General features: G+C 59.4%; 11 protein-coding genes and 1 pseudogene. 8 read left to right on the top strand and 4 right to left on the bottom strand.

Going from position 1 to position 15,258, the window contains the following annotated elements; all coding sequences use genetic code 11:
* Positions 1-92: 92 nt before the first annotated feature.
* The gene (gene uvrD / locus AC3I0A_RS26910) at positions 93-2,276 is read right to left on the bottom strand and encodes a DNA helicase II (RefSeq protein WP_489375523.1); all 2,184 of its coding nucleotides are present in this window, start codon (positions 2,274-2,276) and stop codon (positions 93-95) included.
* A gap of 263 nt (positions 2,277-2,539) precedes the next feature.
* Between uvrD and AC3I0A_RS26905 the strand changes: the two genes are divergently transcribed.
* From AC3I0A_RS26905 to AC3I0A_RS26895, 3 genes are all read left to right on the top strand, one after another.
* Positions 2,540-5,410 (top strand): putative bifunctional diguanylate cyclase/phosphodiesterase, encoded by a 2,871-nt coding sequence (locus AC3I0A_RS26905; RefSeq protein ID WP_489375522.1) that lies wholly within the window; start codon positions 2,540-2,542, stop codon positions 5,408-5,410.
* 144 nt (positions 5,411-5,554) lie between these two features.
* On the top strand, positions 5,555-6,421 hold the full coding sequence (hexR, locus tag AC3I0A_RS26900) for a transcriptional regulator HexR (protein WP_489375521.1): 867 nt from the start codon (positions 5,555-5,557) through the stop codon (positions 6,419-6,421).
* Between the two features lie 201 nt (positions 6,422-6,622).
* Positions 6,623-6,835, top strand: a complete 213-nt coding sequence (locus AC3I0A_RS26895; RefSeq protein WP_489375520.1) for a PA3496 family putative envelope integrity protein — start codon at positions 6,623-6,625, stop codon at positions 6,833-6,835.
* Here the strand turns inward: AC3I0A_RS26895 and AC3I0A_RS26890 are convergent.
* Complete coding sequence (locus AC3I0A_RS26890) at positions 6,777-7,739, bottom strand: LysR family transcriptional regulator (RefSeq protein WP_489375519.1); 963 nt, start codon at positions 7,737-7,739, stop codon at positions 6,777-6,779. The two genes, AC3I0A_RS26895 and AC3I0A_RS26890, sit on opposite strands and share 59 nt — an antisense overlap.
* Before the next feature lie 191 nt (positions 7,740-7,930).
* On the opposite strand from AC3I0A_RS26890, the gene AC3I0A_RS26885 reads away from it, so the two are divergent.
* The 4 genes and pseudogenes from AC3I0A_RS26885 to AC3I0A_RS26870 all read left to right on the top strand — a co-directional run bounded on the left by AC3I0A_RS26885 (position 7,931) and on the right by AC3I0A_RS26870 (position 12,402).
* Positions 7,931-9,346: an acetyl-CoA carboxylase biotin carboxylase subunit gene (locus AC3I0A_RS26885; RefSeq protein WP_489375518.1), complete on the top strand. Its 1,416-nt coding sequence runs from the start codon at positions 7,931-7,933 to the stop codon at positions 9,344-9,346.
* Between the two features lie 11 nt (positions 9,347-9,357).
* Positions 9,358-11,166 carry a sodium-extruding oxaloacetate decarboxylase subunit alpha gene (gene oadA / locus AC3I0A_RS26880; RefSeq protein ID WP_489375517.1) on the top strand — a complete coding sequence of 603 codons (1,809 nt, stop codon included), beginning with the start codon at positions 9,358-9,360 and terminating at the stop codon, positions 11,164-11,166.
* A gap of 219 nt (positions 11,167-11,385) precedes the next feature.
* Positions 11,386-12,127, top strand: a pseudogene (locus tag AC3I0A_RS26875) (hypothetical protein).
* On the top strand, positions 12,124-12,402 hold the full coding sequence (locus tag AC3I0A_RS26870) for a helix-turn-helix domain-containing protein (protein WP_489375516.1): 279 nt from the start codon (positions 12,124-12,126) through the stop codon (positions 12,400-12,402). The pseudogene AC3I0A_RS26875 and the gene AC3I0A_RS26870 overlap by 4 nt, the downstream one beginning before the upstream one ends.
* An 88-nt stretch (positions 12,403-12,490) precedes the next feature.
* Here the strand turns inward: AC3I0A_RS26870 and AC3I0A_RS26865 are convergent, their stop codons facing one another.
* Together AC3I0A_RS26865 and AC3I0A_RS26860 are read right to left on the bottom strand one after the other, a co-directional pair.
* The gene (locus AC3I0A_RS26865) at positions 12,491-13,327 is read right to left on the bottom strand and encodes an amino acid ABC transporter permease (protein ID WP_489375515.1); all 837 of its coding nucleotides are present in this window, start codon (positions 13,325-13,327) and stop codon (positions 12,491-12,493) included.
* Positions 13,324-14,145 carry an ABC transporter substrate-binding protein gene (locus tag AC3I0A_RS26860; protein WP_489375514.1) on the bottom strand — a complete coding sequence of 274 codons (822 nt, stop codon included), beginning with the start codon at positions 14,143-14,145 and terminating at the stop codon, positions 13,324-13,326. Before AC3I0A_RS26860 ends, AC3I0A_RS26865 begins: the two co-directional genes overlap by 4 nt.
* 113 nt (positions 14,146-14,258) lie before the next feature.
* Between AC3I0A_RS26860 and AC3I0A_RS26855 the strand changes: the two genes are divergently transcribed.
* The gene (locus AC3I0A_RS26855; RefSeq protein WP_489375513.1) at positions 14,259-15,158 is read left to right on the top strand and encodes a homocysteine S-methyltransferase family protein; all 900 of its coding nucleotides are present in this window, start codon (positions 14,259-14,261) and stop codon (positions 15,156-15,158) included.
* The last annotated feature ends 100 nt before the right edge of the window (positions 15,159-15,258 follow it).

The raw sequence follows: 15,258 nt of genomic DNA, 5'->3' as shown, positions 1-15,258 counted from the left end.
GCAGAGTGTTTCGAGCTTTTGCTTGGGCAGCAAAACCCCTTCAGGTTTGTCTGTAATAATGGTGGATGAGTTTTGTGGGAATAGCCGTCCTATCAGACGGCTTCCAGCTTGGCATAGCCCAGCATCAGCCACTTGCTGCCTTCGCTGAAGTTCACCTGCACCCGAGCCTGAGCTCCAGCGCCTTCGAAGTTGAGGATCACCCCGTCGCCGAATACCGAATGCCGCACCTGCTGACCAAGGCTGAACGCGGTTTCCGGGATCTCGGTGCCGCTGAACATACTGCTCGAGCTTTGCTTCTGGCCGCCGCCGAACGGTCGGCTGACGCTGTTGGACAGCCGCACTTCCTGGATCAGGCCTTTCGGTACTTCGCGTACGAAACGTGAAACCTTGTTGTAGGTCTCACTGCCGTACAGGCGACGGGTTTCAGCGTAGGTCATCACCAGATTCTGCATCGCCCGGGTGATGCCCACGTAGGCCAGACGGCGTTCCTCTTCCAGGCGGCCGGGTTCCTCCAGGCTCATCTTGTGCGGGAACAGGCCTTCTTCCATGCCCACCAGGAACACATAGGGGAATTCCAGGCCTTTGGCGCTGTGCAGCGTCATCAGCTGGATGCTGTCTTCGCGCTCGTCGGCCTGAGTGTCGCCGGCTTCCAGCGACGCATGGCCAAGGAAAGCCGCCAGTGGCGACAGGTCGGCATCTTCTTCGGCGTTTTCGAAGTTGCGCGCGGCGCTGACCAGTTCCTCAAGGTTTTCTACCCGAGCCTGGCCTTTTTCGCCTTTTTCCGCCTCGTGATAGGCGATCAACCCGGACTGCTCGATGACTGTCTGGGTCATCAGGTGCAGTGGCATGTCCACGGTTTTCGCCGCGAGGTTCTCGATCAGTTCGACGAACACCCCAAGGGCGCCAGCCGCACGACCGGTCAGGCCTTTGTTGGCCACTAACAAGCGCATCGCTTCCCACATCGACACATCGCTGTGGCGGGCGTGCTCGCGGATCGCTTCGACGGTTTTTTCGCCGATGCCACGGGCCGGGATGTTGATCACCCGCTCCAGTGCCGCATCGTTGCCGCGACCTTCGAGCAAGCGCAGATAGGCCATGGCGTTCTTGATTTCGGCGCGCTCGAAGAAGCGCTGGCCGCCATAGATCCGGTAAGGGATGCGTTCGCGCAGCAAGGCTTCTTCAAGTACCCGGGATTGGGCGTTGGAGCGATACAAAATGGCGATATCGCTACGAGCCAGACCGGTTTTCAAGGCGCTTTCGATGGTTTCCACCACGTAGCGCGCTTCATCGTGCTCGTTGAAGGCCGCGTACAGATTGATCGCTTCGCCTTCACCGCCGTCGGTCCACAGCTCTTTGCCCAGACGCCCGGTGTTGTTGGCGATCAAGGCGTTGGCGGCCTTGAGGATCCCGGCGGTGGAGCGGTAGTTCTGTTCCAGACGAATGGTTTCGGCGTCCGGGAAGTCTTCGGAATATTGGTAAATGTTCTCGATTTTCGCGCCGCGCCAGCCATAGATCGACTGGTCGTCATCGCCGACCACCATCAGGCTGTCGCCGCCCTTGGCCAGCAGACGCAACCAGGCGTACTGCACGGCGTTGGTGTCCTGGAATTCGTCCACCAGCACATGGCGGAAGCGCTTTTGATAGTGCGCCAGCAAACCCGGGTGGTCGCGCCACAGATCGAGGGCGCGCAGCAGCAACTCGGAGAAGTCGATCACGCCGGCGCGCAGGCAGGCGGCCTCGTAGGCCTCATAGATGCTGCGCATGGTGGCCAGGAACAGATCGCCGCTGGCCTGAATATGTTGCGGGCGCAGACCTTCGTCTTTCTGCCCATTGATGAACCACTGTGCCTGCCGGGCCGGCCAGCGTTGCTCGTCCAGGCCCAGTTCACGGATCACCCGCTTGACCAGTCGTTGCTGGTCATCGCTGTCGAGGATCTGGAAGGTCTGGCTGAGCCCGGCTTCCTGCCAGTGCGCCCGCAACAGGCGGTGCGCCAGGCCGTGGAAGGTACCGACCCACATACCGGCCGGGCTGATGTTCATCAACTGCTCGATGCGATGACGCATCTCGGCAGCGGCCTTGTTGGTGAAGGTCACCGACAGGATCGAGTGTGACGAGGCCTGCTCGACCTGGATCAACCAGGCGATACGGTGCACCAGCACACGGGTTTTACCGGAACCAGCACCGGCCAGGACCAACTGACGACCCACGGAGGCAGCTACGGCCTGGCGTTGGGCATCGTTGAGGGAGTTCAGCAGAAGGGAGAGATCATCGCGCATTGGAGCATTCTAGGGTGCCGGGGCACACCGGGCAAACCGAGCTTTGGTTTAACCGATAAAAAGAAGCGCCGGGGACGACCGGTCAGTCATTCTCTGCAGGCATTGGCGGGGTTAGCTCGAGTGGTCTGGAGAGGGGGGCCGGCATCCTTCGTTTTGCTGTTTTTATGATCTGGAGCAGTTTGGTCCGGGCAGTTGCTTGTGTATGCTCCTGCGACGTTTCAGGCTCAATCCAGCTTCCCATAATAAGAACAAGAATATTGCCTATGACTCTCAGCACTAACCTGTCGGGCCCCTCTGTGGAGCCTCAGGTTATACGCAAGCACTACGCCATGGAAATGGCGGTCGAACGCACGCGTCTGCTTTATCAAGGCTCGCTGCTGCCCACGTTGTTCATGTTACTCAATGGTCTGGTCTGCGCCTGGTTGCTCTGGAGCCCGCAGCGCTATTGGCTGGTCAGCATCTGGCTGGTCTGGCTGCTGACACTGGTCGCGTTGCGAGTGATTCAGGTCGCGGCGTTCGATTCCGCCATACCGGATCGCCAGGCACAGCCGATCTGGCAACGAATGTTCTTGCTCGGTTCGGCCGTGAGCGGCTTGACCCTGGCGGGCGCCGGCATTGCCCTGGTGCCGACCGACAGTTTCCTGCAGCAGGCCTGGGTCTTCGGCCTGATCGGTGCGGCGACGCTATCGGCCAGCGTCGCCTATGCGGTCAGTCTGCCGGCCTTCCTGTCCTTTACCTTGCCCTGCCTGTTGCCGGCGATCGGCTATTTGTTCTGGGGCGCTGATGAACAGCAGCAAGGCTGGGGCTGGCTGGGGCTGATTCTGCTCGGCTCCTTGAGCGTCGTCGCCTGGCAGGTCAATCGGTTGATTCAGCGCGGTTTGCTCAGACGCTTCCAGAATCAGGCGTTGATCGAGCATTTGCAGCAGGCGCAAAGCCGCAGCGAACAGCTCAATCGGGAACTGGCTCGGGAAATCGAGCAGCGCCGAAGTGCCGAAGAACAATTGCGTGAGGCTCAGGTTGGCCTCGAAGGTCGCGTGGCGCAACGCAGTCTGGAGCTGGATGTGGCGAACCAGGCCTTGAGCAAAAGCGAAGCGCGTCTGGGCCTGGCACTGAAAGCCAGTGAACTGGGGCTGTGGGACTGGAATCTGCAAACCGACGAGGTCCATCACACGCAGCTCAAGGAGTTGTTTGGCCTGGAGCCAGGTGACGTGACCGCAATGCTCAGCCACCTCAAGCCGCGTTTGCATCCGCAGGATCTGCCGCTGCTCAAGCGCGCGCTGGTCGAGCACTTGAAGGGCCGCACCGAGGACTACCTGATCGAGTACCGCGTGCGCCATGGCGACGGCCATTGGGTGTGGATCGAGGACCGTGGGCGAGCAGTGGAGCGTGCGCAAAACGGTCGGGTGATCCGTATGGTCGGCACCCGACGTGACATCAGCACCAACAAAGCGCTGGAAGAACAGAGTCGGCTGGCAGCCACAGTGTTCGAAGCCGCCAGCGAAGGCATCGTGATCTTCGATCCGAATTACGCGTTGATCGCGGTCAACCAGGCGTTCAGTCGAGTGACCGGTTACCAGATCGAAGACTTGCTCGGGCGCAACGTCGTCGAACTACCCTGCAGCCGTGATGCGCGCCGGCATTACTCGGTGATCCATCAAGCGCTGGAGCAATACGGCAGCTGGCAGGGTGAGCTGGTCGAGGCGCGCAAGAATGGCGAGCTTTATCCGCAATGGCTACAGCTCAGCGTCGTGCGCGATATTCGGGGAAATGTGAGTCACATTGTTGGCTTCTTCGCCGATCTCTCCGCCCGGCGCGAATCCGAAGAACGCATGCGCTATTTGACCCATTACGACGAGCTCACCGGGCTGGCCAATCGCTCGTTATTCCGCGAGCGGCTGAACGAGGCCCATCAGCGCGTGCGTCAGGGCGGCCGTAGTCTGGCGCTGCTGCACATCAATCTGGATCGCTTCAAGTTGCTCAATGACAGCCTCGGTCATGAAGTTGCCGACCAGTTGTTGCAGAAAATGGCGCGTCGACTGGTCAATGCGCTGCCGGAGGCGGACACCATTGCGCGTTTATCTGCTGATGAGTTTGCGGTGCTGTTCGACGCCTATGGCAACCTGTCCAGTCTGGCGCGAGTGGCGACCCGGTTGGCGACCAAGCTGCGATTGCCGCTGACGGTGGAAGGGCATGAGTTGGTGGTCAGTGCCTCGATGGGCATCAGCATGTTGCCGGACAACGCGCGGGAAATTTCGGCGCTGGTCAGTCAGTCGAATATGGCCATGCAACACGCCAAGCACCTGGGCGGCAACAACTTCCAGTTCTACACCGAGAGCCTGCAGGCCAGCACTCTGGAACGTCTGCAGCTCGAGAACCAATTGCGCAAGGCTATCGAAGAACGGCAGCTGAAAGTGTTCTACCAACCAAAGCTGTGTCTGGCCACGGGGCGCTTGAATGCCGCCGAAGCGTTGGTGCGTTGGGATCACCCGAGCATGGGCCGGGTCCCGCCGAGCGACTTTATCGGGCTCGCCGAGGAAACCGGTCTGATCGGTGCAATCGGCGAGTTCGTGCTGCGTCAGGCCTGCTGGCAAGCCTGCGAATGGCAACGCCAGGGGCTGGAACCGATCCGGGTCTCGGTTAATCTGTCGGTGCATCAATTGCGCCAAGGCAAACTGGTTAGCCTGGTTCGCCAGGTGCTCGAGGAAACCGGTCTGGCGCCGCACTACCTTGAGCTGGAACTGACCGAAAGCCAGCTGCTGGACAGCGTCGAGCACATCATCGCGACCTTCCAGCAACTGCGTGATCTGGGAGTGAAACTGGCAATCGACGATTTCGGCACCGGCTATTCGTCGTTGAGCTACCTCAAGCGCATTCCGGTGGACTACGTGAAAATCGATCAGGCGTTTATTCGCGGTCTGGCCGAGGGTAGTGCAGACGCGGCGATCACCCGGGCAATCATCGCCATGGCCCATGGGCTGTCCCTCAAAGTGGTGGCTGAAGGGGTCGAGCGTGCGGAGCAGCTGGAGTTTCTCAAAGTCGAACAGTGCGATGAGGTGCAGGGTTATCTCATCAGTCGGCCCGTGGAAGCTGACGGTTTGGCTGAGTTGTTACGAGCAGACGCCGGCTCTTCGTAGTGGCTACATAGAGCGCACCCGGCCAAAATAGGGGGCAACAAGGCGATTCAGTTACGTATTGAGCAGGCAAAAAGCCAATTCTTGTAGTATAACTACAAGCGCGCTACATCCTTGGCGCCTGCCAATAACAATGAGTCCAGTCCTTTGAATCTGTTGCAGCACATCGCCCAGTCACGCCATCTGTTACGCAAGTCGGAGCTCAAGGTCGCCGATCATGTGCTGCTTGACCCTGCGGCTGTGATGCACAGTTCCATGGCTGATCTTGCCCACAGCGTTGGCATCAGCGAGCCGACCATCGTGCGCTTCTGTCGCGCCATCGGTTGCTCGGGTTTCCAGGATTTGAAGCTGAAACTGGCGCAAAGTCTGGCGGCGGGCGCGAGCTTCGGGCAGTTCGCAATCCATGAAGACGACTCGGTTGCCGACTACAGCCTGAAAATTTTCGACACCACCCTGCACACGCTGATGGAGGTGCGCGAGAGGCTCGATCCGGTAGCCTTGCAGCGTGCGGTCACCGCCATGTCTCAGGCCCAGCGCGTCGAGTTCTACGGTTTTGGTGCGTCTGGCGCGGTGGCGGCGGATGCTCAGCACAAGTTCTTCCGCTTGCTGCTGACCGCGGCGGCCTATTCCGACCCGCACATGCAGGCGATGTCGGCAGTAACGCTGAAACCTTCCGACGTGGCGATCTGTATTTCCCAGTCCGGGCGCTCCAAAGATTTGCTGATCACCGCCAATCTGGTCCGCGAAAGCGGCGCGACGCTGATCACCTTGTGCCCGAGCCAGACGCCGCTGGCCGAGCTCTCGACCGTCAATCTGGCGATCGACGTGCATGAAGACACCGAAATCTACACGCCGCTGACCTCGCGTATCGCTCACCTTGTGGTGATCGATGTGTTGGCGATGGGCGTGGCCATGGCCCGCGGCCCGAGCCTGGTCAACCACCTCAAAAGCGTCAAGCGCAGCCTGCGCAGCTTGCGGCTGTCGCCCAAGTCGGTGAAAGCGCTGGATGATTGATTTCGCTTCGCTCATTCGCGGGCAAGCCCGCTCCCACAGGAAGTATGCGATCACCTTGTGGGAGCGGGCTTGCCCGCGAAGGCGTCCTCACTGTCGCCATCGTCATTCGGCAATTTTCACATTCCTGTAACCCCCACGCAGCCAAATCGTCATCCCCGGCGTTCATCGTGTAACTCCCGTACTCGTCTTGGGAGACTCGAAATGGCCCAGTCCTACGAAGAACGCAACAGCGCTGTCAAAACCCGCCGTCAGCAGGAAGATCAGCGCCGCATGGAATTCCGTCGCGCGATCGAGCACCGTTGTGAGCAGCGTCAGTTGCTCGCCGAGATTGGCGACTTTCCTGATTCGCCGGAGCTCAATTACTGGCAGGCGGCGCCGGCAATTTCCCGTCGAAACGCTCAACCAGCGCGCTGATCTGCAGTCGTTCGCTGCGGATAAACCCCAGGAACGCATGCGCCACCGGCGACAGGCGCTTGGCTTTGGCTTGCACCACGCACCAGCTGCGGTACAGCGGCAGTTCCTCCACTGGCAACTCCTTGAGGGCGCCGGTGGCCAACTCAAGGTTCAGGGCGTGGCGCGTCAGCAGCGCTACGCCCAGACCTGCCACCACGCACTCGCGCTGGGCTTCCGCCGAAGCAACCTCCAGGGTTTGCGTGAAGTGCACGCGCTTCTCCTTGAAATACTCCTCGCACGCCAATCGTGTGCCCGAGCCTTGCTCGCGCAACAGCAGCGTATAGGGCTCGAGATCCTGCAAACGCAGCGGCCCCATATGACACAGCGGGTGATCTGGTGGTGCCACGGCGATGATCGGGTTGTTGAGGAACGGCAGAAACTCCAGGCCCATGTCCTGCGGCACCATGGACATGATCACCAGGTCATCGCGGTTGTCCGACAGGCGCCGAATGGCCTGCGCCCGGTTGATCACCGTCAGCTGCAGATTGACCTCCGGGTGCTGGCGCTTGAACGCGGCGAACAGGTGCGGTACGAAGTACTTGGCGCTGGATTCCACCGCCAGTTTCAGTTGCCCCTGCAGCGAACCCTGCATGTCCGAGAGCTGCATATCGAGGTTTTCCAGGCGTCCGAAAATATCCCGGCTGGCCCGCTGCAAGGCTTCGGCGGCTTCGGTCATGTAGAGTTTTTTGCCGACATAATCGAACAATGGCTGCCCAATCAGCTCTTCCAGCTGACGAATTTGCAGGCTGACGGCTGGCTGCGTGAGAGACATTTCCTCAGCCGCGCGGCTGTAGGACCGTAAATCGCAGACTTCATTGAAAATCTGAAGTTGGCGTAATGTCATACGCATCAAAGACTTACGCATTATGTGAGCACTCCCGGCGCAAGCTGTTCAGTCAACTATAAGTCTTTACTTATGAGCGACCCAATTATTATTGATTTTTGTTAATCCCTTGAGGGGGCTAGTGTGGTGCTGCGACTGGCTTGAAACATTTGGTCACTCGTCGACCTGGTCTAGTGGGTCGTTGGTGCAATCGGCTCAAGGGAACCTCAAAAGTGATAAAAAAGATCCTGATCGCCAACCGTGGTGAGATTGCCGTACGAATCGTGCGTGCCTGCGCCGAGATGGGCATTCGCTCGGTCGCGATCTATTCTGACGCCGATCGCCATGCCCTGCATGTGAAACGCGCGGATGAGGCCCACAGCGTTGGCGCCGAACCATTGGCCGGCTACCTGAACCCACGCAAGCTGGTGAACCTGGCGGTGGAAACCGGTTGCGACGCACTGCACCCCGGCTATGGCTTCCTTTCGGAAAACGCCGAGCTGGCGGAAATCTGCGCTGAGCGCGGTATCAAATTCATTGGCCCATCGGCAGAAGTGATTCGCCGCATGGGCGACAAGACCGAAGCGCGCCGCAGCATGATCAAGGCCGGCGTGCCGGTGACCCCGGGCACTGAAGGCAACGTCGCGGACATCGCTGAAGCGCTGGTCGAAGGCGACCGCATCGGTTACCCGGTGATGCTCAAAGCCACTTCCGGTGGTGGCGGCCGTGGTATTCGCCGCTGCAACAGCCGTGAAGAACTGGAACAAGCTTTCCCACGGGTGATTTCCGAAGCGACCAAGGCTTTTGGCTCGGCGGAAGTCTTCCTGGAAAAATGCATCGTCAATCCCAAGCATATCGAAGCGCAGATCCTCGGCGACAGCTTTGGCAACGTGGTGCATCTGTTCGAACGCGATTGCTCGATCCAGCGCCGCAACCAGAAACTGATCGAGATCGCCCCGAGCCCGCAACTGACCCCTGAACAGCGTGCCTACATCGGCGACCTGTCAGTGCGCGCAGCCAAGGCCGTGGGCTACGAGAACGCCGGTACTGTGGAGTTCCTGCTCGCCGAAGGCGAGGTGTACTTCATGGAGATGAACACCCGCGTTCAGGTGGAACACACCATCACCGAAGAAATCACCGGTATCGACATCGTTCGCGAGCAGATCCGCATCGCTTCCGGTCTGCCGCTTTCGGTGAAACAGGAAGATATCCAGCATCGCGGTTTCGCGCTGCAATTCCGGATCAACGCCGAAGACCCGAAAAACAACTTCCTGCCGAGCTTCGGCAAGATCACCCGTTACTACGCACCCGGCGGCCCCGGCGTGCGTACCGACACGGCGATCTATACCGGTTACACCATTCCGCCGTACTACGATTCCATGTGCCTGAAACTGGTGGTCTGGGCCCTGACCTGGGAAGAAGCGATGGACCGTGGCTTGCGCGCCCTCGACGACATGCGTTTGCAAGGGGTCAAGACCACCGCCGCCTACTACCAGGAAATCCTGCGTAACCCGGAATTTCGTAGCGGCCAGTTCAACACCAGCTTCGTTGAAAGCCACCCTGAACTGACCAACTACTCGATCAAGCGCAAACCCGAAGAGCTGGCCCTGGCCATCGCCGCCGCCATCGCCGCCCACGCAGGCCTGTGAGGAATAGAACAATGAGCAAGCAAATCCACGTTACCGACACAATCCTGCGCGACGCCCACCAATCGCTGCTCGCGACCCGCATGCGCACCGAAGACATGCTGCCGATCTGCGACAAGCTCGACAAAGTCGGCTACTGGTCGCTGGAAATGTGGGGCGGCGCGACCTTCGACGCCTGCGTACGTTTTCTGAAAGAAGACCCGTGGGAGCGCCTGCGCAAACTGCGTGCGGCCTTGCCTAACACCCGCCTGCAAATGCTCCTGCGCGGCCAGAACCTGCTGGGCTACCGCCACTACAGCGATGACGTGGTGCGGGCTTTTGTTGCCAAGGCTGCGGTCAACGGCATCGACGTGTTCCGCATCTTCGATGCCATGAACGACGTGCGTAACCTGCGTGTGGCCATCGAAGCGGTGAAAGCTGCCGGCAAACACGCCCAGGGCACCATCGCCTACACCACCAGCCCGGTGCATACCATCGAGGCATTTGTGGCTCAGGCCAAGCAAATGGAAGCCATGGGTTGCGACTCTGTTGCGATCAAGGACATGGCCGGTCTGCTGACCCCATACGCCACTGGCGAGCTGGTCAAGGCACTGAAAAGCGAGCAATCGCTGCCCGTGTTCATCCACTCCCATGACACGGCTGGTCTGGCTGCGATGTGCCAGCTCAAGGCCATCGAGAACGGCGCCGACCATATCGACACCGCTATCTCCAGCTTCGCCTGGGGTACTAGCCACCCAGGCACCGAGTCGATGGTCGCCGCGCTCAAGGGCAGCGAATTCGACACTGGGCTGAACCTGGAGCTGTTGCAGGAAATCGGTCTGTACTTCTACGCCGTGCGTAAGAAATATCACCAGTTCGAAAGCGAATTCACCGCTGTTGATACCCGTGTGCAAGTCAACCAGGTACCGGGCGGGATGATTTCCAACCTGGCCAACCAGTTGAAAGAGCAGGGCGCGCTGAACCGCATGAGCGAAGTGCTGGCGGAGATCCCGCGGGTCCGTGAAGACCTCGGCTTCCCGCCGCTAGTGACCCCGACTTCGCAGATCGTCGGTACTCAGGCGTTCTTCAACGTACTGGCCGGCGAGCGCTACAAAACCATCACCAACGAAGTGAAGCTCTACCTGCAAGGCGGCTATGGCAAGGCGCCGGGTACGGTGAACGAGAAACTGCGTCGCCAGGCCATCGGTAGCGAAGACGTGATCGACGTGCGTCCGGCCGATTTGTTGAAGCCGGAAATGACCAAACTGCGCGGCGACATCGGCGCGCTGGCCAGGTCCGAAGAAGACGTGCTGACCTACGCCATGTTCCCGGACATCGGCCGCAAATTCCTCGAAGAACGTGAAGCCGGCACCCTGACTCCGGAAGTGCTGCTGCCGATCCCGGAAGCTGGCGGTGTGACTTCAGCGGGTGGCGAAGGCGTGCCGACCGAGTTCGTCATCGACGTCCATGGCGAAACCTACCGCGTCGACATCACCGGTGTCGGCGTCAAGTCGGAAGGCAAGCGTCACTTCTACCTGTCCATCGACGGCATGCCGGAAGAAGTGGTGTTCGAACCGCTCAACGAGTTCGTCGGCGGTGGCAGCAGCAAGCGCAAGCAAGCTTCCGCGCCGGGCCACGTCAGCACCACCATGCCAGGCAACATCGTCGATGTGCTGGTCAAGGAAGGCGACATGGTCAAAGCCGGCCAGGCCGTGCTGATCACCGAAGCGATGAAGATGGAAACCGAAGTCCAATCGGCCATCGCCGGCAAGGTCACCGCCATCCACGTGGCCAAGGGCGACCGGGTCAACCCGGGCGAAATCCTGATCGAGATCGAGGGCTGATCTACAGCCTTTGACTGAAACGCTTTAAACCTCGGGGGGGCATGTGCTCCCCTTTTTTTTGATCATCAATCTGCAATTTATTGCGTGTATTACCCTGTGTTAACGATGTAAATGCATTTTATTGCGTTTTTAGGGTGAGCGAATTGAACGGATCTGCACTATATTGCAAGCAAAGAGTCATTTAGCGTTCCATAAATGCATTAAATTGCAGGTTTGCTCATGTATACCCTGACACTCCAGATCTACATAGCCGGAAATTGGCTAGACGCCATGACCCTGGTATTCGCCGAGCCACAAAAAGGCTTCGAAGGCCCATGTCGATTCGCTTACAAGCAGGATTACATCAGCGGCAATTTCGACTACATCCAATCACCCTTTACCAAAGCAGTCAGTGCCAGATTGCCGCTGGATTGGGACAGTGTGTCGTTGAAAAAAGCACCCGCCTTCCTGCACGACATCGCGCCCGCCGGGGCCGCCAAGCGCTTCCTGATGGCGCGCCTTGGTCAGGAAAAGCCTGAAGAGGTGAGTACCGACCTGTTTTTGCTGGGACGAAGCACCCCGGCACCGATCGGCAACCTGCGCATCAAGGAGTCGTTCGAGGCACTGGATAACCGGTCACCGCTGGGCTTTCGTCGGGAAGAAGTGATTGCCCGCGATAGCACCTTTCTGGAGTACGCCTATGGCACCGATGGTGATGGACGAGGAAGGTGTTACACGTACCACCAAATGGCCGAAAGACCTGGAAGTGGCTGGTGAGATTGATTGGTTCGGTGTGTGTGATGCGTTGGTGGAGATCATTCATCCTGCGGACGCACTCGAACGTCTTCGACAAGATGCCGACCGTTTGCTGGCGTTGCCGGACATTCTGGCGGCCAGCGGCTTGCCCGACGTCACCATGAACCACCCGAGTATCGCTTTGAAAAACCTTCAGCAGCGCTTGAAAAACTGGGGGCTGAAATGACGCTTTCCATTGACGCTCGCGCTCTGCTGATCGAGAGCATTCAGCAAGGACTGGCTGAAGGTACTCTGGAAATCGGCGAGGCCGTCCGCCGTTTGCGGGTGGAGGTTACCGGCCTACATCAAAGCCAGTTTGCCCGCATGTGCAAGATTTCGGTGCGCACGCTGGTGCATATCGAGCATGGGGAAGGTAACCAAACCCTCAAGTCGCTGAATGCGGTGTTCCGGCCGTTCGGGTTGCAGATGGGGGTGGTAAGGGTTCGCAGGAACATCAGTTGAGCGCAGGAACGATCAAAATCCGGAGAGTGGCGCCCCCTCGCCACAGGTTCTGCGCTCGGCGCTTCCCAATTACAGCTCAACCGGTCATCTAGCTTCGCTGCTGATACGCCTTCCCGTAATGCCGCTCCATACGTGCCTGAATCAACTCCAGACCAATCGACATCAGCCAGTAGATGATCGCCGCCGTGCTCAGCATTTCGATGTAGCGGTAGCTGGAGCGGCCGTAGGATTGGGCGAGGAACATCACTTCCCAGACGCCCATCACCGAGATCAGTGACGAGTCTTTGAGCATCGAGATGAACTGGTTGGTGGTGGGCGGGATGATGGTGCGCATGGCTTGCGGCAGGGTGACCCGCCAGAAGATCACTATTTCGCGCATGCCCAGCGCGAGGGAAGCTTCGCGCTGGCCGTGGGGGACGCCGAGGATGCCGGCGCGGAAGATCTCGCTCAAATACGCGCCGTAATTCAGCGACAACGCGATGATCCCGGCGGCAATGGCGCCGGGAACAATGCCCAACTGCGGCAGGCCGAGGTAGATCAGCAGGATCTGAATCAGCAGTGGTGTGCCGCGAAAAAATGATGCGTAGAAACTCGCAATGCCGAACGCCACGGCGCTCTTCGACAACCGTGCCAGGGCGGTGATGAAACCCAGCAGCGACGAGACGAGGATCGAGCACAGGCACAAAAACAGCGTCAGCGCCGCGCCTTGCAAGAAGCCGTTGGGCGCGAGGTGCAGGCCAACCAGGTTCGGCAGCTTGTCGAGGATGATCGAGAACTTCAGGTCGAAGCTCAGGAAGAAACTCGCGAACAAGCCGAGCATCGCCGCCCAGGTCAGGTACAGGCGCGTGCGAAAGCCAAAGACGCGTTTGAGCAACGACTCAGCCGCCGGTTGTGGCGGCCGAGGCGGTAGGGGGAGGGAAGTCATTGGCTGATGTCGGCGCCGATCCATTTTTGCGACAGCCGGCTCAGGGTGCCGTCCTGTTTCAGTTGGGCGAAGACTTCACGCACTTTGCTGTTCCACTGCGCATCGCCTTTTTCGATGGCCACCGAATTGGGCTCCGAGTACAGCGGCTCGCCGGCAAGCTTGAAGCGCTTGTCTTCGGTCAGGCGTGGTTGCGCGGTTACCAGATTGGTGAGGACTGCATCCAGCCGAACCCCGGCGCCCAGACCCAGGTCCTGGAAGGCGACGTTGTCAGTGTCGTACGGGGCGATCTGCACGTCCTCGAACGGGTACTGCAATTGGGTGTCTTCGGCGCCTTCGATCACCAGGTTTTTGTTTAGGTAGCTCTCATAGCTGGACGCGCTGGTGAGGCCGACTTTTTTGCCGCTCAGGTCTTTGGCGTTGTGGATGCGATCGTCCTTGGCATTGACCACAATCACTGCCGGCGAGGCGTAGTACTCCACCGGGAAGTCGAAGACTTCGGCGCGGGCCTTGCTCGGGGTCATGGAGCAGATGCAGATGTCATAGCGACCGCTCCAGCGGCCAGCGGCGATCACGTCCCAGGACGGGGTTTCGAGGCGCAGTTTGACGCCGAGCTTGTCTGCCACGGCTTTGGCCACGTCGACGTCGAAACCGTCGAGTTGGTTCTGATCGTTGAGGAATGAGAACGGTGGATAGCTTTCCATCAGCACGCCCACCAGCTCTTTCTTTTGCTCGATGCGATCCAGTGTGGCACCGGCAAAGGTTTGGGAAGAGGCAGCCAGAATCGTCAGGCCCAAGGCCAGCAGCGGTTGAAGTTTCATGGGCGGTTCCTGACTAAAAAAGAGGTTGTTATTAACTGAATGGTGCGTATTTAATAGTTATAAGAACGACTCTGGTAGTGAGTTATTTTCATAAGCATATGAGTAAAAAGCATATGAGCGCAGGCAACACGATAATTCTGGATGGCGGTATGGGGCGCGAACTGCAACGCCGGGGCGCGCCGTTCAGGCAGCCGGAGTGGTCGGCACTGGCTTTGAGCGAAGCTCCGCAAGCGGTGGAGGCGGTGCACACGGCTTATATCGAAAGTGGTGCCAACGTCATTACCACCAATAGTTATGCTGTGGTGCCGTTTCATATCGGTGAAGAGCGCTTCGCGGCTGAAGGTCAGGCGCTCGCCGCATTGGCGGGTGAGCTTGCACGGCGTGCAGCCGATGCTGCTAAACAGCCGGTGCTGGTGGCAGGTTCTTTGCCGCCGCTGTTCGGTTCTTATCGTCCGGATCTGTTCGACGCGGTACGGGTGTCTGAGGTTCTGACACCGCTGGTGACCGGCCTGACTCCGCACGTGGACGTATGGCTGGCGGAAACCCAGAGTTCTATCGTCGAGGCGCGAGCGATCCACGCCGGGCTGCCGAAGGATGGCAAGCCATTCTGGTTGTCGTTCACGTTGAAGGATGAAGACACCGATGAAGTGCCGCGTTTGCGCTCTGGTGAGCCGGTTAGCGAGGCCGCAGCTGTCGCTGCAGCGTTAGGCGTCGAAACGTTGCTGTTCAATTGCAGCCAGCCGGAAGTGATCGGCGCCGCGATCGATGCGGCCCGGGAAGCCTTCGAGCGCTTGGGTGTGAAGATTCACATCGGCGCGTACGCCAATGCCTTCCCGCCGCAGCCGAAAGAGGCCACGGCCAACGACGGTCTGGACCCGTTGCGTGAAGACCTTGACCCGCCGGGTTACCTGCAATGGGCGGCTGATTGGCAGAAACGCGGCGCCAGCCATTTGGGCGGCTGCTGCGGGATTGGGCCGGAGCATATTGCAGTGTTGGCGCAGAGGTTGGGTTAACCCCATTCGCGGGCAAGCCCGCTCCCACAAGGTCCGTGTTGGAACCACAAATGTGTGGGCAACGAATATCCTGTGGGAGCGGGCTTGCCCGCGAAGACGG

Source organism: Pseudomonas sp. KH_024_B2, assembly GCF_057839965.1.
This window is presented reverse-complemented; position numbering and strand designations above follow the sequence as displayed.

Excerpts from the sequence above, each read along its gene's own strand:
- uvrD (WP_489375523.1), bottom strand. The coding sequence starts at position 2,276 with ATGCGCGATGATCTCTCCCTTCTGCTGAACTCCCTCAACGATGCCCAA.
- AC3I0A_RS26855 (WP_489375513.1), top strand. The coding sequence starts at position 14,259 with ATGAGCGCAGGCAACACGATAATTCTGGATGGCGGTATGGGGCGCGAA.
- AC3I0A_RS26895 (WP_489375520.1), top strand. The coding sequence starts at position 6,623 with ATGGCCCAGTCCTACGAAGAACGCAACAGCGCTGTCAAAACCCGCCGT.
- AC3I0A_RS26890 (WP_489375519.1), bottom strand. The coding sequence starts at position 7,739 with ATGCGTAAGTCTTTGATGCGTATGACATTACGCCAACTTCAGATTTTC.
- AC3I0A_RS26865 (WP_489375515.1), bottom strand. The coding sequence starts at position 13,327 with ATGACTTCCCTCCCCCTACCGCCTCGGCCGCCACAACCGGCGGCTGAG.
- AC3I0A_RS26860 (WP_489375514.1), bottom strand. The coding sequence starts at position 14,145 with ATGAAACTTCAACCGCTGCTGGCCTTGGGCCTGACGATTCTGGCTGCC.
- AC3I0A_RS26905 (WP_489375522.1), top strand. The coding sequence starts at position 2,540 with ATGACTCTCAGCACTAACCTGTCGGGCCCCTCTGTGGAGCCTCAGGTT.
- oadA (WP_489375517.1), top strand. The coding sequence starts at position 9,358 with ATGAGCAAGCAAATCCACGTTACCGACACAATCCTGCGCGACGCCCAC.
- AC3I0A_RS26870 (WP_489375516.1), top strand. The coding sequence starts at position 12,124 with ATGACGCTTTCCATTGACGCTCGCGCTCTGCTGATCGAGAGCATTCAG.